13 protein-coding genes and 3 tRNA genes are annotated in these 17,323 nt (G+C 70.8%); 10 read left to right on the top strand and 6 right to left on the bottom strand.

Annotated features, from left to right (window positions below; all coding sequences use genetic code 11):
• Nucleotides 1-15: 15 nt before the first annotated feature.
• The 3 genes from FDO65_RS06560 to FDO65_RS06550 all read right to left on the bottom strand — a co-directional run bounded on the left by FDO65_RS06560 (nucleotide 16) and on the right by FDO65_RS06550 (nucleotide 4,835).
• The gene (locus FDO65_RS06560; protein ID WP_166442061.1) at nucleotides 16-1,260 is read right to left on the bottom strand and encodes an acyl-CoA dehydrogenase family protein; all 1,245 of its coding nucleotides are present in this window, start codon (nucleotides 1,258-1,260) and stop codon (nucleotides 16-18) included.
• A 251-nt stretch (nucleotides 1,261-1,511) separates the two neighbouring features.
• The gene (locus FDO65_RS06555; protein WP_137448573.1) at nucleotides 1,512-2,993 is read right to left on the bottom strand and encodes an aldehyde dehydrogenase family protein; all 1,482 of its coding nucleotides are present in this window, start codon (nucleotides 2,991-2,993) and stop codon (nucleotides 1,512-1,514) included.
• A 192-nt stretch (nucleotides 2,994-3,185) separates the two neighbouring features.
• Nucleotides 3,186-4,835, bottom strand: coding sequence for a sigma-54-dependent Fis family transcriptional regulator (locus FDO65_RS06550; RefSeq protein WP_137448572.1), 1,650 nt, complete (start codon nucleotides 4,833-4,835; stop codon nucleotides 3,186-3,188).
• A 213-nt stretch (nucleotides 4,836-5,048) separates the two neighbouring features.
• On the opposite strand from FDO65_RS06550, the gene FDO65_RS06545 reads away from it, so the two are divergent.
• A tRNA-Lys gene (locus tag FDO65_RS06545) sits at nucleotides 5,049-5,121 on the top strand.
• Nucleotides 5,122-5,186: 65 nt separating this feature from the next.
• Here the strand turns inward: FDO65_RS06545 and FDO65_RS06540 are convergent.
• On the bottom strand, nucleotides 5,187-5,633 hold the full coding sequence (locus FDO65_RS06540) for a hypothetical protein (RefSeq protein WP_137448571.1): 447 nt from the start codon (nucleotides 5,631-5,633) through the stop codon (nucleotides 5,187-5,189).
• A gap of 329 nt (nucleotides 5,634-5,962) precedes the next feature.
• Between FDO65_RS06540 and trpS the strand changes: the two genes are divergently transcribed.
• A complete protein-coding gene (gene trpS, locus FDO65_RS06535; protein WP_137448570.1) occupies nucleotides 5,963-7,030 on the top strand; it encodes a tryptophan--tRNA ligase in 1,068 nt (355 codons plus the stop codon).
• A 106-nt stretch (nucleotides 7,031-7,136) separates the two neighbouring features.
• Nucleotides 7,137-7,209, top strand: a tRNA-His gene (locus FDO65_RS06530).
• 56 nt (nucleotides 7,210-7,265) lie between these two features.
• On the opposite strand, the gene orn is transcribed toward FDO65_RS06530, so the two are convergent.
• On the bottom strand, nucleotides 7,266-7,892 hold the full coding sequence (gene orn / locus FDO65_RS06525; RefSeq protein ID WP_166442060.1) for an oligoribonuclease: 627 nt from the start codon (nucleotides 7,890-7,892) through the stop codon (nucleotides 7,266-7,268).
• Nucleotides 7,893-8,167: 275 nt separating this feature from the next.
• On the opposite strand from orn, the gene FDO65_RS06520 reads away from it, so the two are divergent.
• The 6 genes from FDO65_RS06520 to FDO65_RS06495 all read left to right on the top strand — a co-directional run bounded on the left by FDO65_RS06520 (nucleotide 8,168) and on the right by FDO65_RS06495 (nucleotide 14,420).
• Nucleotides 8,168-9,955, top strand: coding sequence for a helicase HerA-like domain-containing protein (locus FDO65_RS06520; RefSeq protein ID WP_137448568.1), 1,788 nt, complete (start codon nucleotides 8,168-8,170; stop codon nucleotides 9,953-9,955).
• A gap of 149 nt (nucleotides 9,956-10,104) precedes the next feature.
• Complete coding sequence (locus FDO65_RS06515; protein WP_137448567.1) at nucleotides 10,105-10,905, top strand: hypothetical protein; 801 nt, start codon at nucleotides 10,105-10,107, stop codon at nucleotides 10,903-10,905.
• Nucleotides 10,889-11,368, top strand: coding sequence for an ArsR/SmtB family transcription factor (locus FDO65_RS06510; RefSeq protein ID WP_166442059.1), 480 nt, complete (start codon nucleotides 10,889-10,891; stop codon nucleotides 11,366-11,368). The genes FDO65_RS06515 and FDO65_RS06510 overlap by 17 nt, the downstream gene beginning before the upstream one ends.
• Nucleotides 11,369-11,425: 57 nt before the next feature.
• Nucleotides 11,426-11,499: transfer RNA gene (locus FDO65_RS06505), tRNA-Arg, on the top strand.
• Between the two features lie 240 nt (nucleotides 11,500-11,739).
• On the top strand, nucleotides 11,740-13,797 hold the full coding sequence (locus FDO65_RS06500; RefSeq protein WP_137448565.1) for a bifunctional copper resistance protein CopD/cytochrome c oxidase assembly protein: 2,058 nt from the start codon (nucleotides 11,740-11,742) through the stop codon (nucleotides 13,795-13,797).
• Nucleotides 13,794-14,420, top strand: a complete 627-nt coding sequence (locus tag FDO65_RS06495; protein WP_205849817.1) for a GNAT family N-acetyltransferase — start codon at nucleotides 13,794-13,796, stop codon at nucleotides 14,418-14,420. Before FDO65_RS06500 ends, FDO65_RS06495 begins: the two co-directional genes overlap by 4 nt.
• A 146-nt stretch (nucleotides 14,421-14,566) precedes the next feature.
• Here the strand turns inward: FDO65_RS06495 and FDO65_RS06490 are convergent, their stop codons facing one another.
• Nucleotides 14,567-16,534, bottom strand: coding sequence for an acetoacetate--CoA ligase (locus FDO65_RS06490; protein WP_137448564.1), 1,968 nt, complete (start codon nucleotides 16,532-16,534; stop codon nucleotides 14,567-14,569).
• A gap of 214 nt (nucleotides 16,535-16,748) precedes the next feature.
• Here FDO65_RS06490 and FDO65_RS06485 point away from each other — a divergent pair, with 214 nt between their 5' ends.
• Nucleotides 16,749-17,303: a single-stranded DNA-binding protein gene (locus tag FDO65_RS06485; RefSeq protein ID WP_166442058.1), complete on the top strand. Its 555-nt coding sequence runs from the start codon at nucleotides 16,749-16,751 to the stop codon at nucleotides 17,301-17,303.
• Nucleotides 17,304-17,323: the final 20 nt, after the last annotated feature.

The following is a 17,323-nucleotide window of genomic DNA, read 5'->3' as shown; positions in this document are numbered from 1 at the left end:
CGGCCGGCCCTGCCGTCACTCGAAAGCGGAATGCCCGGTGACGTGGCGCCCGACGATGAGGCAGTTCATGTCGTAACTGCCTTCGTAGGTGTAGACCGCCTCGGTGTCGGCGAAGACCTTGGCCGCCCCCGACCGCACCCGGATGCCGTCCCCGCCGCTGATCTCGCGCCCGAGCGCAGCCGTCTCGCGGGCCCGCAGGCTCAGTGACGACTTGGCCACCGCCGCGAGCTCGATGGTGGCCGTGCCGTCGGATTGCGCCCGGGCGAGCTGGATCATGAGCGACAACGACGACGAGGCGTTCCCGATCATGCGGGCGAGTTTCTCCTGGGTCAGCTGGAACGACCCGATGGGTCGCCCGAACTGGCTGCGGGTGCGGGCCCGGGCGATCGCCGTGTCCAGTGCCGCGAACTGCAGACCGACGGTCTGCCAGCCGACCCAGATGCGGGAGTGCAGGAGCAGGGTGTTGACGTCGCGGAAGGTCATCACGCCCGGGAGTCGACGGTCCTCACCGACCCGGACGTCGGTCAGCTCGATCTCCGCGTTCTGGATGATGCGCGCCGAGATCTTGTCGTCGATGGCGACCGCCGAGTACCCCGGCGCGTCGCTCGGCACGATGAAGCCGTGCACGGCCTTCTCACCCTCGACGGCCGCCCAGACGACGAGGTTGTCGGCGATGGTGCCGTTACCGATCCAGTGTTTGCGGCCGTTGAGGACCCACTGGTCGCCGTTGCGTCGTGCCGTGGTCGTCATGGAGCGCGAGATGTCCGATCCCGAGTCGGGTTCGGTCAGGGCGAACGCGCCCAATGTGCGGAGCGCCTGCGCGTCCGGCAGGAATCTTTCCTTCTGGTCGGCCGATCCGTACCGGCTGATGGCGCCGACGTGCAGCCCGTCGTGGACACCGAAGGCGGTGCTCAGAGAGAGGTCGGCCCGCGCCAGCTCGATGGTGACCAGGCCGGCGAGCAGGTGCTGCCCTCGGGATCCCAACCCGACGATGCCCAGCTCATGCAGACCGGTGAAGACTTCCCGGGGGAACTCGCCCCGCAACCAGAATGCATCCGCCACGGGCCTGATGCGCTCCTCGCAATAGCGACGTACCCGGTCCAGCACCGCGCGGTCCGATGCGTCGAGCAGGTTCTCCACACCCAGCAATTCGCTCACGTAGTGGGTCTGCTGGGTGGGTCGGTCGGCGACGGGGTCGGCGGACGACGGCGATTGGTCGGCCGGGGCGGGTATCGCAGTCGACTGGTCCAATACGGACATCGCGGCATCTCCATCGTCGTCGCGGGGACCGGCCGGCGTCTCACACGGGCCGAGCGGATCTGTCGGGCAGAACCGGAGGCTGGGCGCCGGACCGGTCCTGAGATGATCAACAGTACTGCAGGACATGCGGCAGTACTACTGAAAGTACTCGATGGTCTTTGGTCCTTGGCGGATGCGCAGTGGGACCGTCGACAGTGCGATGCCCGGCACCCGCGGAGCGAGTACCGGGCATCACGTTCGTGGGCGAGGGGCTAGGGCAGGACCAGGCCCCATGCGGCTCGGGCGCTCCGGCCGGAATGGTCGACGCTGATGACCTTCTCGTTGGTGTACGCCAGGATGGCGTTCGGACCCATCTCCCGCCCGAAGCCGCTCTGCTTGTAACCACCGAAGGGCAGCGGGCCCGGCAGGGCGTGCCAGTCGTTGATCCAGACGGTGCCGGATTCCAGGCGTCCGGCGATGTCGTTGGCCGTGGCGAGATCCCGGGTCCACACGCCGGCGGAGAGGCCGAACTCGGAGTTGTTGGCCTCGTCGACGACCGCGTCGACATCGTTGAACCGCATGACGGCCAGCACCGGACCGAACACCTCGTTGACGGTCACCCGCATCTCGGGGGTGACGTTCGTGAAGATGGTCGGCGGGACGAAATGTCCCTTCTCATGGGCGGTTTCGGAGACCTTGCCCTGGTACTCGAGCTTGGCACCCTCGGCCACCGCGCTGTCGATGAACGACTCGATGCGGGCCTTCTGTGCGGCGTTCATGACGGGACCGACGTCGGTGGCCGCGTTCGCGGGGTCGCCCACGGTCAGCTCGGCGGCTCGGTTCACGAGCCGCTCGATGAACTGGGCGTAGATCGAGTCGTGGACGAACAGCCGGGTACCGGACTCGCACGCCTGTCCGGCGTGCATCAGGAAACCCCACAGCGTGCCGTCGACGGCCAGCTCGAGGTCGGCGTCCGCGAGCACGATGTTGGCGCCCTTGCCGCCCAATTCGAGAGTCACCTGCTTGACGTTGGCGGCCGCGTTGCGCATGACCGTCCGGCCGGTCGCGGTCGACCCGGTGAAGGAGATCTTGCGGACCCGGGGGTGGGCCGTCAGGTACCCGCCGACGGTTTCGCCGTCACCGGTGATGATGTTGAGAACGCCAGGCGGCAGGCCACACTCGGTCAGGACCTCGGCCAGCACGAACGCCGTCGACGGGGTCTTCTCGTCCACCTTGAGCACGATGCTGTTACCGGCCAGGATCGCCGGCACGGCCTTCCACACCGCGAGCAGCAGCGCAAAGTTCCACGGGATGATGCCGGCGACCACGCCGATGGGTTCGCGACGGATGACGCTGCTGACGGAACCGTTGACGTAGGCGGGACGGTCGGCCACGAAGGCGCGGGCCAGCCCGGCGAAGTACTGCATGTGCATGACGGGGAAGCCGACCGACAGCCCGGCGGCGAGCCGAATGGGGGTGCCGTTCTCGCGGGACGCCAACCCGCTGACCTCCGCGGCACGAGCCATGATCAAATCGGCGGCCTTGGCGACCACCTCGGCGCGGACGTGGGCGGGCGTCTCCCGCCACCCGCTTTCCTTGAAAGCCTTCTCGGCGGCGGCGACCGCCAGATCGACGTGCTCGACCGTGCCCTTGGCCAGCGTGGCAATGACCTCGGAGTCAGCCGGGCTGACCACGTCGTAATGCTCGGCGGTGTCGACGAAATCCCCGCCGATCAACAGCTGGTAGTGCGGCATCCGTGATTCCTTTCCACACGCTCGGGTCATCCGGGTCACCCAGGGACGCAGGCGATCCCGGATCCGGAATGCAGAGGTCGGGGCGGGCGCCCCGGCGTCAACGACAGTCAGGGTCGTCCCGTGCGTGCGTGGTGCGTGTTCCGTTTCTGGACACCTGGGGTCTGGTTCACACCGGTCGACGCGGCAGCCGCGCTACCCCCGAGAGGTGCCCGGGATGTCGAACTCGCGCATCTTGCGGTAGAGGGTTGTTCGGCTCATCCCGAGTTCTTGCGCCGCGTCCCGCTTGTTGCCGCCGGCCTCGCGCAGAGCGGCGACGATGGCCCCCCGCTCGGCCCGTTGCCGTCCGGACAGCCCACTTCGGGTCCGCTGGCGGTACCGGCTCGGTAGGTCGTCGACACCGACCCGGCCGGCCAGTGGCCGGGCTCGGAGCTCGCCGACCAGCTGGGCCAGTTCGGCCATGTTGCCGCTCCAGGGCTGGCCGGCCAGCACCTCCAGAGCCTGGGCGCTGACGGTGAACGCGGGGCCTGCGTCACCCTCCGAGGCCAGCGCGGCGATCAACGCTGGCAACTCGGGGAGTCGCTCGCGCACCGGCACCAGTTCGATACGGTCGGTACACGCCGAGACGAGAGCCGAGACGGCGACGGACAACTCGGCCAGCGGAGCCGACGTCAGCACGATCGGTATCCGCGGTGACGTCGCCAGGGCCCGCCGCAGCACCGCGCACGACGTGTCGTCGAGCGCCTCGACGTTCTCGACGATCAAGCCCCCCGGCCGGGCGGCCGCGGCGACCACCCGGGACAGCCACTCGCCGGCATCCCCGACGACGGCGTCGAGGGTGTCGAAGCGATCGGCCGACGCCGACCCGACCAGCCGGTCCGCCTCGTGGGTACGACCCGTGCCGGGTTCGCCGGCGACGACGAACGGGCCGCGGGAGCGGACCGGCGTCGACGCGCGGGGTCGGCCACCGGGGGTCTCGACGCTTTCGTCGAGGCGGAACAGCACGCCGTCGGGGGTTCCGTCGATGCGCTCGGTATCCACCCAGAACCGGCCCGCCGATCCCAGGTCGAGTTGCTGGGTCATCCGTGACCGGGTGCCGAGGTCGGCCAGCAGGACACGCAACACCGTCGGACTCTGCGAACCGAGCCGGTCGAGGCAGGAACGGTTCGCGAGCACGACGTCACCGCCCAGGACCGCCACCGGGGCGGACCGTTTGCGGACCGCGGACTGAAAGGCGAGGAACATGCGGCGCTCGGCGGCCCGCGACCCCTCCAACAGTCGCGTCTCGATGTCGTGCGCGGCGTGGGCGACCAATGGCGCGACCAGCGGGCCCAGGCCATGAGTGTCGCCGGGCCGAGCCGCGACGAAGGTCAGGTCGAGCACACCTTCGATCCGTCCGGTCAACGGGTGACGGATGGGGTGGCCAAAACAGGAGAAGCCCTTCAGCGCGTTGAGGTAGTGCTCGTCCCCATTGATGGCCACGCTGCGGCCGAGTTCGAACGGGGTGCCGAGGCCGTTGGTCCCGGCCACGCCCTCGTCGAGGGTGGCCCCCGGCAGGACACCGTTCGACTCCAACGACGCGCCGAGGAACCGCGCGCCGGAACGCTGGTAGACCACGCGGCATTCCCGGTCGGCCAGCATCAGCGACACGGGTTCGGAGCCGATCTCTGTCATCAGGTGGTCGAGGACGGGCTGCGCGGCCGCCATCAGCCGGCTACCCCGGTTGACGTCTCGGACGACGACCGAGACCACGGAGTCCTGGCCGACGCCGTGGAGTTCGGACCGTCGCCAGGACTGTCGGATCTCCGGTCGGACCGTCACCTCGTCGCCCTCGTCGCGGGCCATCGGTCTTACCTCCACGTGATCGGCGTCGTTGCCGTGTCCGCCGATGATGACAGCTGGACGCAAGCGAACCGGGGCTGTGTGCGTGCGAGACGACGGTGCACGGGAGCGGGTCGGGACCAGGCCAGGTGGTGTGCCGTAGGCCTCTGAGCTGCCGATTTCAGTTTCCGTGCTGGCGCCATGTAAAGTTCTCTGCGGCCCGGGAAGTCGGGCCGGGCGCCATTAGCTCAATTGGCAGAGCAGCTGACTCTTAATCAGCGGGTTCGGGGTTCAAGTCCCTGATGGCGCACACAGATCAAGACCCCCACCGGATCCCGGTGGGGGTCTTGTCGTTGGCCCGGTCTGTGCTGACCGTCACCCGTAGGCGGGCGACCCGCAGGACTCGGCCCGCACGGTCGCGATGATCCGCCCGGCCTGTTGCTCGGTCAGCAGGTACCCGCTCCCACCGAACCGGGCCATCGTCCGTGACGTCAGATCCTGGGACGCCAACCCGGCCTGCAGATCGGCGCACGTCAGGGCCGCCGACGCGGAGAGGCGTTCGGCGCTGAGTCCGGCCAGGCCCGGCTCGATCGCCGTCAACGGGCCCGACAACGACCGCGCCTGCTGTTGCGCGGCGGCGTCCACCACCGCCGCCGGACGCTTCGACCCTTCAGCGGCGCCCCCGATGCCCCCGAGGGTCGCGCCGATGCCCATCAGGAACAGGGCGAGCGCGGCGAACCACGGCCACACCAGAACCGACGCGGGCCGTACCGATTCTGCGGCGGCCCGTTGGGCCGACCACGGTGTGGACGCCGTCGACATGGATCCCCCCGAATCCGCTGAGCAGGCGTGAGATGGACGGCTCGGCCGTCGCCCGCACGTCGAGTATCAGAGCGCGCTCCGAGCCCCCGGAGGTTCACCGGTCAGATTCACCGGACCGGGTTCGCGGCGGACGTCCGTCCGTCCGGACGAGGTTGTTACGCTGGACCCATGACGTCCTTGCACCTGTCCTGGTGGCGGACCGCCTGACGGCGTTCCGTGATGTCCTCGACCTCCGGCCGCCGCGCAGCGGCCGGGTCGTTCCCTCCGGGCTTGCCTGACGGCGCCCGACCCAGCTCCTCCGCGGTGACCACTGCCCCCTGGAGCTGACCATGACCGCAACTCTCACCCTCGGCACCGAGCTCGCCCCGACCCTGACCGGCGAGACCACCCTCGGGCCGGCCGAGCGGGTCGCCACCGGCGACCGCCCCACCGGCGGCCTGCACCTCGGCCACTACGTCGGCACCCTCCAGAACCGGGTCCGCCTCCAGGATCTCGGAATCCCCGTGACGGTGATCATCGCCGACTATCAGGTCATCACCGATCGCGACGACATCGGCCCGCTGCGCGACCGCGTCCGCACGCTCGTCGCGGAGTACCTGGCCGTCGGTCTGGACCCCGAGCGCACGGTGATCTTCCCGCACTCCGCCGTACCGGCCCTCAACCAGCTGCTCGTGCCGTTCCTCTCGCTGGTCAGTGACGGCGAGCTGCGCCGCAACCCGACGGTGAAAGCCGAGGCGATGGCCTCCCGTCAGAACTCCACGAGTGGTCTGCTCCTGACCTACCCGGTCCATCAGGCTGCCGACATCCTCGGCTGCGGAGGCACTCTCATCCCGGTGGGCAAGGACCAGCTCCCGCATCTGGAAGTCGCCCGGCTCATCGCCCGCCGGTTCAACGACCGGTACGCGGGCGGGGAGACGCTCTTCACCCCGCCCGCGGCGCTGCTGTCCAGTGCGCCGGTCGTCCTGGGTACCGACGGCGCCAAGATGTCCAAGTCACGGCACAACAGCATCGCCCTCGGGGCCGGTGCCGACGAGACCGCCGCCGTCATCCGAGCGGCCCGCACCGACTCCGAGCGACACATCACCTTCGACCCGGCGCGACGGCCGCAGGTCGGGAACCTGTTGACCATCGTGGGCGCCCTGAGCGATCGCGACCCGCGGGACGTGGCCGCGGAGATCGGCGACGGGGGAGCGGCCCGGCTCAAGCAGGTGACCACCGAGGTGGTGAACTCGGCGCTCGCCCCGATCCGGGCCCGCCGCGCGGAGCTGCTGGCCGATCCGTCCTACCTGGACGCGGTCCTGGTCGACGGCATCGCGGCCGCCACCGAGCAGGTGACCGGGGTACTCGACCGGGTGCGGGCCGCCATGGGAATGGACTACCTGTCGCCGGTGGTGTGACGGCTCACCCACCCGACCGGTCCGGACTGGTGCACGAGCACTCTCCGGGATCGGATAGACTTCCACAGCCCTGATCGCGGAGCCCCGGCTTCCGAACGCGGCAATGGTGGGCGTAGCTCAGTTGGTAGAGCCCCGGCTTGTGGTGCCGGCTGTCGCGGGTTCGAGTCCCGTCGCTCACCCCGGTGCGAAGGCCCGGCCCTGGATTCCAGGGCCGGGCCTTCGTCGTTCCGCTCGATCAATTCCCGGCGGGGGTTTCGGCGGAGACCTCGGCCGCGGCGGCCACGGCCTGATCGGTGGTCGGACCGGGCAGGGGCACGAACACCGTCCGCCGGTAGTAGGCCAGTTCCCGGATCGATTCCTTGATGTCGGCCAGCGCCCGGTGCGCCATGCCCTTCTGGGGCTGGGCGAAGTAGACGCGGGGATACCAGCGGCGGGACAGTTCCTTGATGCTGGACACGTCGATCATCCGGTAGTGCAAATAGCCGTCCAGGGCGGGCATGTCCCGGGTGAGAAAGCCGCGGTCGGTGGCGATCGAGTTGCCGCACAGCGGCGCCGACCGCGGGTCGGGGACGTGCTCCTTGACGTAGGCCAGCACCAACTGCTCTGCCTCGGCCAGCGTGACGGTCGACTGCCGGACCGCCTCGGTCAGCCCGGACTTGGCGTGCATCACGCTCACCACGTCCGGCATGCCGGTCAGGGCGTCCTCGTCCGCGTGGATGACGACGTCGACGCCGTCTCCCAGGATGTTCAGGTCGCTGTCGGTCACCAGGGCCGCGATCTCGATGAGGGCATCCGAACCCAGGTTCAGGCCCGTCATCTCGCAGTCGATCCATACCAGTCTGTCGCTCACGGGTCCGACCATAGCCGCGGGGTCCGACAGTGCCCGAAATGCCGTGCGCGCCCCGGTTCCGATGTCCGCACGACCCGCGGGCGAGGGGCGGCCCGCCGATCGGGGGCGGGGGACCCGATAAGGGGACCGGACGGTGCCCCTCCCGACGGATCCGGTCGGTGGTCGCTACGCTCCGGGCGACCGGCCCGCCCGGAGTGAGAACCGGGACCGGCGCTCGCCCGGCGACCGGGCGACAGGTCAGCCAGCGCCCCCGCAGCACGCGGCGGACACCGAGCAGGAGACGGCAGATGACGACACCGACGGGTTCCGGAACCGGGCCGACCGCCGCCCAGCGCATCGCCGCCGGGTACGCCACGACCTCGGCGTCGGTCGTCCTGGGCTCGGTGGTCACCGGTTCCGGGACCAGCGACGCCGGAACGGTCGACCCCACGGCGCTGGTGCAGATGCCGTTGTCGATGTTCAACCGGCACGGGCTGGTCGCCGGGGCCACCGGGACCGGCAAGACCAAGACCCTGCAGGTGATCGCCGAGCAGCTGTCCGCGGCTGGGGTGCCGGTGTTCCTCCCCGACGTCAAGGGCGACCTCACCGGGTTGGCCCTCCCCGGGTCTCCGAACACCCGGATCGAGCAGCGCGCCGCCGAGACCGGTGACGACTGGGTCGGTACCGGCTACCCGGTGGAGTTCCTGACCCTGGCCGGCCAGGGAGCGGAGGTCCCGGTCCGGGCGACCGTCGACTCGTTCGGACCCATCCTGCTGTCCAAGGTGCTGGGGCTCAACGAGACCCAGGAGTCGACCCTCGGCCTGATCTTCCACTGGGCCGACGCCCGGCAGTTGCCGCTGCTGGACCTGAAGGACCTGCGGGCCGTGATCATGTATCTGACCAGCGACGAGGGGAAGTCCGACCTCAAGGAACTGGGCGGGGTGTCCAAGGCCACCGCCGGGGTGATCCTGCGCAATGTCACCAACCTCGACGCCCAGGGCGGGGACCAGTTCTTCGGCGAACCAGAGCTGGACATCGCCGACCTGCTCCGGCAGGCGCCGGACGGTCGCGGGGTCATCACCCTGCTCGAGTGCGCCGCGCTGCAGACCAAACCGGTGCTGTTCTCGACGTTCCTCATGTGGTTGCTCGCCGAACTGTTCGAGGCCCTGCCCGAGGTCGGTGACGTCGACGCGCCCAAATTGGTGTTCCTGTTCGACGAGGCCCATCTGCTGTTCGCGGACGCCTCGAAGGCGTTCCTGCAGGCGGTTCAGCAGACCGTGAAGCTGATCCGCTCCAAGGGCGTCGGCGTCTTCTTCTGCACCCAAATGCCGACCGACGTGCCCGGGCCGGTCCTCTCCCAGCTTGGTGCCCGGATCCAGCACGCCCTGCGCGCGTTCACCCCCGAGGACCAGAAGGCCCTCTCGGCGACGGTCAAGACCTACCCGTTCACCGACGACTACGACCTGTCCACGGCATTGACCGGCCTGGGGACCGGTGAGGCGATCGTGACGGTGCTGTCCGAGCGCGGTGCGCCCACCCCGGTGGCCTGGACCCGGGTGCGCGCGCCCCGATCCCTGATGGCCCCCGCCCCGGCGGAACTCCTCACGCAGGCCGTCGCCGCCTCCGCGCTGACCGCCAAGTACGGCACGGCGGTCGACCGCGAGTCGGCCTACGAGATCCTCGCCGCCCGGGTCACCACGCCCGAGGAGGCGCCGAATTCCGTCCCCACCGTGCCGCTGCCACCGACCGCGCCGTGGACCGGGCCCGTCTCCACCGGGCCGGCGGCCCCGGCCCGGGTACCGTCCGCGCCGTCACTGGGGGCCGACGGCTGGCCGACGCTCGATCCGGGCATCGCCATGACCTACCCGACTCTCGACCCCCAACCGCCGGTCCGGACCCGGTCGCGCAGTACCGCCAAGACCCGTCGGCCCGCCCCGGCCGACTACCCGGAGCCACAGCCGCGGTCCACGATCTCCGATGTCCTGGAGAGCCCGATGGTGACGTCGTTCTTCCGCTCGCTCGGTACGGCGGCCGGCGGCGCCCTGGGGCGCTCGATCTTCGGTACCCGTAGCAAGCCGACCCGCCGACGGCGTTGACGCCCGGCGGGTAGCGCGTCCGCGGGGTCGCCGGCCCCGGCGAGAAGCGGCTTCCAGAGCCGCCGGGTGGAACGATCGCGGCGGGCGGGTCGTTCACCATTCGACGAAGCGGGGCCGTTGCACCCGCGCACGGAAGATCGGAGGGCGTCGTGAGCACGCTGTTGTGGATCGTGATCGTCGTGGCGCTGATCGGCGCCGCGGTGTGGTGGAGCCAGCAACGCGGGAAGTCATCGTCCACCGATCTCGACGACGCCGCGGCCGAGGCCCGACGGTGGGTCGAACGCCTGGGCGGCCAGGTGTACGCCCTGGACCCGCGCGACGACCCGGCGGCCAAGCAGGCGATCGCCGATGCCTCCGAGCGTTACACCGCTGCCGGCTCCCAGGTGGAACAGGCCAAGTCGGTGCAGCAGTACCGGCTCGCCCAGCAGACCGCCTACGAGGGGCTGTACTACGTGCGGGCCGCCCGGACCTCGCTCGGTCTGGATCCCGGTCCGGAGATCCCGGCCATGCCCGGCCAACAGCAGGCCGGTGCCGTCACCGAGGACCGGCGGGTCGACGTCGAGGGGCACCAGTACGAGGCGTCCCCGCAGCCCGGTGACCGGACCCGGCACTACTACCCGGGTGGCATGGTCGCCGGCAAGCCCGTGCCGCGGGGCTGGTACTCCGAGCCGTGGTGGAAGCCGGCGCTGGTCGCCGGCGCGTGGGGTGTCGGCACCTACCTGGTCGCGTCCACGCTGTTCAGCGGGATGGCCGGGATGAACTGGGACGGCGGCTACGACGCCGGCTACGAGGCCGGCATGGCCGACGCCGGCGGGGCCGACGGCGGCGACTATGCCGCCGACGGCGGGGGCTACGACCCGGGCTACGACCCGGGCGGCTACGACGGTGGCGGCTTCGACGGTGGTGGCTTCGACGGCGGAGGAGATTTCGGCGGTGGGTTCGACTTCTGACGACGAGGCGCCCGATGACGCGGTCGTAGTCCTGGCCGACCCGACCGCCCGCCGCGTCCTGGAAGGACTGCGGTCCCGGCCGACCACCGCGCCATCGCTGGCCGCCTACCTGGACCTGACCGAGCCGCAGGTGCAGGGGCAACTGGACCGTCTGGTCGCGGCCGGGCTGGTCGTCACCGAACGCCCACGGGTGCCGACCGGCCCGACCGAGTACCGCTGGGACGGCGGTGCGCTCACCGGCATCCGGGCTCTGGGTCGACGCCTGCGCCGTGGGCCGGGCCCGGGCACACCCGCCGGTACCGCATCGCCCGCCGGCCAGGGATCGCTGTCGACACCGGGTCGACGGCGCACGCCGTCCGTTGCTGCGTGGACCAACCCGGCCGTCGCCGCGGCGTTGCGCCGCCTGGACGAGCAGGCCGCGGCGCGGCAACAAGAGGGGTCGGCGGACGGACCCTCTCGTTGACCGTTCGTGGCGACGGGCGGAGTCGCGCTGCGGATTCGCTAGGCTCGCGGCGGTCAGGCGCTCGTAGCTCAGCTGGATAGAGCAGGAGACTTCTAATCTCCCGGTCGCAGGTTCGAATCCTGCCGGGCGCGCTCTGAGCAGGTCTGGGAACGTGGTGCCCGCTTCGCGGCGGCCGCGCATCTCTGGCGCCGCAGTATCGTGGCCGACATGTCCGACGTGCGGGGATGTGCCCCAGAGTGAGTGTGCGCAGGTCCTCCGGGGACACCTCTTCGTTCCCCTCGATCCCCGCCGAACCGTCGGCGCAGCCTGGTGGGCTCGAGGCCGGGGCAGCATCATCGGCCTCGCTCGCTCCCGGCTCCGCGGCGCCGCCGATGCCCGCCACCGGCGCCCCGGGCAAGCAGCCGTCCGGCTCCGTCACCACCGACAGTCCAGCCGGAGCCTGGTCGGTGGCGACGGTGGTCGTCACGGCCGGGGTCACCGCGTTCTGCCTGGCGATGGGGCTGTCCGCCCTCGTTCCCGCCCGCACCGAGATCCCGGGACTGCCCAGTGCCGGGCAACTGACCGCGGTGGGTCTGCCCGCGGTGAAGGCCCTCTTCGATCTGGCCGCTGCTGCGACCGTCGGGTGGTTGCTGGCGGCGGCGTTCCTCGTGCCGCCGCAACGCAGCGGGGTGTTGGACGTCGGGGGATACCGTGCGGTGCGGGCGGCGTCCACCGCGGCCGCCGTCTGGGCGGCCGCCGCGCTCGCGCTCATCCCGTTGACGTTGTCCGACACGATGGGGCGGTCCCTGGACGTCGCGATGACGCCGGAGTGGATCCTGCGCGGACTGTCCGTCCTCGGGTCGCTGCGCGCCTACCTGATCGTCGCCGTCGTCGCCGCCCTGATCGCGGTGCTGGCCCGCATCGTGCTGGCCCCGGGGTGGGCCGCCGTGCTGCTCGCCGGGGCGGCCGCAGCCATGCTCGCGTTGGCCGACACCGGCCACTCGTCCCAGTCGGGCGATCATGACGTCGCCGTCGACTCGATGATCTACCACCTCATCGGGGTGACGGTCTGGGTCGGTGGCCTGATCGCGTTCCTCGGGCTGGCGCGTCAACGGGTGAAGCATCTGGACGTCGTGGCCCGGCGGTACTCGGCGATCGCCCTGGTGGCGTTCGTCGTCGTGGCGGTCTCCGGGGTCGCCAACGCCTGGATCCGGATCGCCTACCTGTCCGACCTGTGGACCACCCCCTACGGGCGGCTGGTCCTGGCCAAGTTCGTGCTGCTGGTCGGGCTGGGCGCCGTCGGATGGTGGCACCGCCGTCGCACCCTGCCGGCCGTGTCCTCCGGCGAGCGTGGACCGCTGATCCGTTGGGCCACCGGTGAGGTGCTCGTGATGGCCGCGACCATCGGGGTGGCCGCCACCCTGGGTCGGACCGCCACGCCGCCGCCCAGCGGGGCGGCGCCGAGCGACATCGCCCTGACCCTGGGATACGACCTCGACGGTCCGCCGACGTTCTGGTCGCTGCTGACCCAGTGGCGGTTCGACTGGGTGCTCGGCACCGCCGCGCTCGTCGGTGCCGCGCTCTACCTGGTGGCGGTGCGTCGCCTCCGTCAGCGGGGGGACAGCTGGCCCGTCGGCCGGACCGTCGCCTGGCTGCTGGGCTGTGCCGCCCTGCTGGTGGCCACCTCGTCCGGTCTGGGCCGTTACTCCGCGGCGCAGTTCTCGATCCACATGATCGAGCACATGGGTCTGGGCATGGTGGCGCCCATCCTGCTGGTGCTCGGCGGACCGGTCAGCCTGGCCCTGCGTGCTCTTCCGGCGGCCGGGCGGGGCCAGCCGCCGGGCTTGCGGGAGGGCATTGTCAGCGCCCTGCACTCCCGCTTCTCCCGGTTCATCACCCATCCGCTGGTGGTGTTCGTCCTGTTCATCGGGTCGTTCTACGCGGTGTACTTCAGCCCGCTGTTCGGCACGCTGATGGAGGCCCACCTCGGGCACCTGCTCATGAAGGTGCACTTCCTGATCACCGGGTACCTCTACTACTGGGTGATCATCGGCGTCGATCCGACACCGCGGCGGGTACCGCCCTACGCGAAACTGGCCCTGCTGATCGGTGCCCTGCCGTTCCACGCCTTCTTCGGGTTGGCCCTGATGAACGGGCGCAACGCGCTGGCCGCCGACCACTACAACCGGCTGGGACTGCCGTGGGTGACCGACCTCGTCGGTGACCAACGCCTGGGCGGCGCCATCGCGTGGGGGGCGACCGAGATTCCCCTGCTCATCGTCCTGATCGCGCTGGTCGCGCAGTGGGCCCGCAGCGATCAGCGGGAGGCCGACCGGACCGATCGGCAGGCCGACCGGGATTCCGACGCCGAACTGAACGCCTACAACCGGATGCTGGCCGAGCTGGCCGTACGCGACCACGATCGTCCGGACCGCCGGGTGGAGCCGTGATCCTGCGTCTGCGCCGCGAGGCGGCCGCCGACGTCGACGTCGTCCGGGACCTGATGGACGCCGCCTTTCGCGCCCTTCCGCCGGCGGGTTCGCACCGTGAGCCCGACGCGGACGTCCTGGACATCGAGTACGTCGGCGTGCAGGAGGGGGAAGTCGAGCAGATCGCCGAGGACGAGCTCGCCGCAGAGGCGATCCTGGTCGACGCGCTGCGGGCCGACCCCGCCTTCGAGGCGCGACTGACTCTGGTGGCCGAGGTCGACGGGGTCGTGGTCGGCCAGCTGACCGCCAGCCGGGGCGCGTTGGTCAGTCCGCACGGCGCCCCGGACCTCCCCCTGGTCGGGCTGGGGCCGCTGGCGGTGGACCCCGGGTTCCAGCGGCGGGGCGTCGGGTCCGCGCTGCTTCACGCGGTCATCGGTGCCGCGGAGGCTTTGGACGAACCGGCTCTGGTGCTACTGGGCGAGCCGGACTTCTACGCGCGGTTCGGCTTCGAGCCCGCAGCCCCTGCCGGCATCCTCGCGCCCGACGACGGCTGGGGGGACGCTTTCCAGGTCCGCACGCTGGGCAGTCACGTACCGACCATGGTCGGCCGGTACCGGTACGCCCCACCGTTCGACGATCTCTGACCGACGCCGGAGTGTGGCGCGCCGCCCGGGCACCCGGGCGGGAGGGGGCGGCGGGAGCCTCGGCGCGCGGCGAGCCCCGACGGCCAAACCGTTGCTCCGGTCCGCCCGTCGCTCGGGTCCGCGGGCCGCGCGGCGGGCGGAACGGTTCAGCTCCCGTTCAACGCCGACGAGGCCGCCGCGAGGAACGCGTCGAAACCCTCCGGGTCCGACAGCACGTCCCGGGAGATCGCCGACTCCACGGGCGTGCCGGCGAGGATGCGCTTGACCGGTACCTCGCACTTCTTGCCGTTGAGGGTGCGGGGGATCGCCGGCACCGGGATGATCCGGCCGGGCACGTGCCGGGGGGACAGCTCCCGCTTGATCTCGGCGCGCAGACGTTGCCGCACCTGTTCCTCGTCGCCGGCGCCGTCGAGGACCACGAAGAGGATCAGATCGCCCTCGCCATGCGGTCCTGAGGTGTCGACCACCAGTGAATCGCGGACCTCGGCCACCCCCTCGGTCACCCGGTAGAACTCGGCGGTGCCCATGCGCACGCCGCCCCGGTTCAGCGTGGCGTCGGACCGGCCTTCGATGACACAGGACCCGCGACCGGTGATGCGGATCCAGTCACCGTGCCGCCAGACCCCGGGGAAGTCGTCGTAATAGGCCTCCCGCAGGCGGGAGCCATCGGTGTCACCCCAGAGGGCAACCGGCATGGACGGCAATGGGGCCGTCATGACCAGTTCGCCGACCTCGCCGATGAGTGGTGTGCCCTCGGGGGAGAACGCTTCCACCTTCGCGCCGAGCGCCCGGCAGGAGATCTCGCCGAGCCAGACGGGAACGGTCGGGGCCCCACCGACGATGCCGGTGCAGATGTCGGTGCCGCCCGAGAACGAGACGATGGGGACATCGGGTCCGAGATTGTCGGCCAGCCAGCGGAACCCGTTGTCGTCCAGCGGAGAACCGGTGGAGCCCAGCACCCGGACCGACGACAGGTCGGCGTCCCGGCCCGGCGTCACGCCTGCCTTGGCGCAGGCCCCGACGAACGCCGCCGACATTCCGAAGACGTTCACCCGGTGTCGTTCGACCACCCGCCACAGCGTCATCAGGTCCGGGTGGCCGGGGCTGCCGTCGTACAGGACGACGCCCGCCCCGACCAGCAGACCACCGACGAGAAAGTTCCACATCATCCAGCCCGTGGTGGTGAACCACAGGAACCGGTCACCGGGTCCGATGTCCCACTGCAGCCGCAGGGATTTGTAGTGCTCGACGAGGATGCCGCCGACGGACTGCACGATGGGCTTGGGCAGTCCGGTCGTGCCGGACGAGTAGAGCACCCACAGGGGTGCCTCGAACGGCACCGGTGTGAACGTCGGTTCCGCGGCCTGGGCGGTCAACTCCGACCATGGCACCATCCCGTCCGGGGTGTCCGAGCCGAGGGTGGGGATGTGCACGGCCCCGGCGAGGGACGGCAGCCGCTCGCGGAGCGCGGCGACTGTCGCGTCGACGGCGAACTCGCGGCCCCCGTAGCGGTATCCGTCGACCGCGAGCAGCACGGTGGGCTCGATCTGGGTGAAGCGGTCGAGGACGGCGTGGGCGCCGAAGTCCGGTGAACACGACGACCACACGCCACCCAGGGCCGCGGTCGCCAGGAAACCGACGACCGCTTCGATCGAGTTGGGTACCAGGGCGACCACCCGGTCGCCCGCGCCGACGCCCAGTCGGGCGAGACCGGCCTGGGCCGCCCCCACCCGGGCGCGCAGCTGCGAACGGGTCAGGGTCACCTCGGAGCCGTCCTCGGCCACCGCGATGACCACCACCGTGTCCGCCGGTCCGGTGTCCCGCAGCGCGTGCTCGGCGTAGTTCAGCGTGCCGCCGGGGAACCAGTGCGCGCCGGGCATGACCGCCTCGGGCAGGACCGCCGTCGGACGGTCGTGCCAGATGAGGTCCACGTACTCGGCCAGGGTCCCCCAGAACCCCTCGAGGTCCTCGGTCGACCACCGCCACAGATCGGCGTAATCGGACAGGTCCTGCCCCGAACGATCGCCGGCCACGGCGGCGAAGTCGGTGATGGCGGCGCCGGCCCGCTGCGCATCGGTGGGAGACCAGAGCACGGTCGGGTCCTGCTGCTGCATCGGTTGCCTCCTCCTGGCCCCGACGGTGGGGCGTGGTGGGTCGATGATGCCCTCCGGCTCCGACGGCCGTCCCGGCGAGGGGCCATCACCGCGCGATCGATCCACATCTCGTACATCTGTCCACATCTGTTTTCCCGCTCTACCGGCTTCACCGTCCGACCGCGACCGTGGTGGCCAGCGCGGCGGTGTGCGACCGTCGGCGGAGAGGACTGACATGAACGCGGCAGAGGTTCGGCTGGCCGGTCGGGTGACGGCTCATCCGACGGTCAGCCTGGGGGAGCGCGGTGACCGGGTGACCTTCCGGATCCTGTCCACCGAGCGCCGTTTCGTTCCGGACACCCGGGAGTGGGTGGACGGCGACCAGTTCGGCGTCACCGTCGTGTGCTGGGGGCAATTGGCCACGTCGGTCATCGGGCTGGTCCGCAAGGGCGACCCGGTCATCGTCATCGGGCGCATCAGCTCACGACAGTTCGAGCGATCGACCGGCGGCACCGACTACTGGACCGACATCCGTGCCGATGCGGTCGCTCTCGACCTCGGTCGGGGCGGCGCGGGACGGTGGATGCGCCGCCCGATCGCCGAGCGGTCTGGCGGCGACGAACGGGTTCCCGGCGACACCGGGACGGCCGACCACTCCGGGGGTCCATCATCCGAGGACTGGGCCGACCAACTGGAGTCGGGTGAACCGCCCGCCGATTCCTACGACGGCGACCACGAGGACGCGCTGATCGCCACTGCCCGCCCGGAGCCGGCCGTGGTCACCGGGTGATCGCAGAGGTCGACTGCGGT

This window comes from Nakamurella flava (assembly GCF_005298075.1).
In the GTDB taxonomy this organism is placed as follows: Bacteria; Actinomycetota; Actinomycetes; order Mycobacteriales; family Nakamurellaceae; genus Nakamurella; species Nakamurella flava.
This window is presented reverse-complemented; position numbering and strand designations above follow the sequence as displayed.

Coding starts and splice junctions, on each gene's coding strand:
- FDO65_RS06550 (WP_137448572.1), bottom strand. CDS start 4,835: ATGGCCCGCGACGAGGGCGACGAGGTGACGGTCCGACCGGAGATCCGA.
- FDO65_RS06485 (WP_166442058.1), top strand. CDS start 16,749: ATGAACGCGGCAGAGGTTCGGCTGGCCGGTCGGGTGACGGCTCATCCG.
- FDO65_RS06560 (WP_166442061.1), bottom strand. CDS start 1,260: ATGTCCGTATTGGACCAGTCGACTGCGATACCCGCCCCGGCCGACCAA.
- FDO65_RS06500 (WP_137448565.1), top strand. CDS start 11,740: ATGCCCGCCACCGGCGCCCCGGGCAAGCAGCCGTCCGGCTCCGTCACC.
- trpS (WP_137448570.1), top strand. CDS start 5,963: ATGACCGCAACTCTCACCCTCGGCACCGAGCTCGCCCCGACCCTGACC.
- FDO65_RS06540 (WP_137448571.1), bottom strand. CDS start 5,633: ATGTCGACGGCGTCCACACCGTGGTCGGCCCAACGGGCCGCCGCAGAA.
- orn (WP_166442060.1), bottom strand. CDS start 7,892: ATGGTCGGACCCGTGAGCGACAGACTGGTATGGATCGACTGCGAGATG.
- FDO65_RS06520 (WP_137448568.1), top strand. CDS start 8,168: ATGACGACACCGACGGGTTCCGGAACCGGGCCGACCGCCGCCCAGCGC.
- FDO65_RS06555 (WP_137448573.1), bottom strand. CDS start 2,993: ATGCCGCACTACCAGCTGTTGATCGGCGGGGATTTCGTCGACACCGCC.
- FDO65_RS06490 (WP_137448564.1), bottom strand. CDS start 16,534: ATGCAGCAGCAGGACCCGACCGTGCTCTGGTCTCCCACCGATGCGCAG.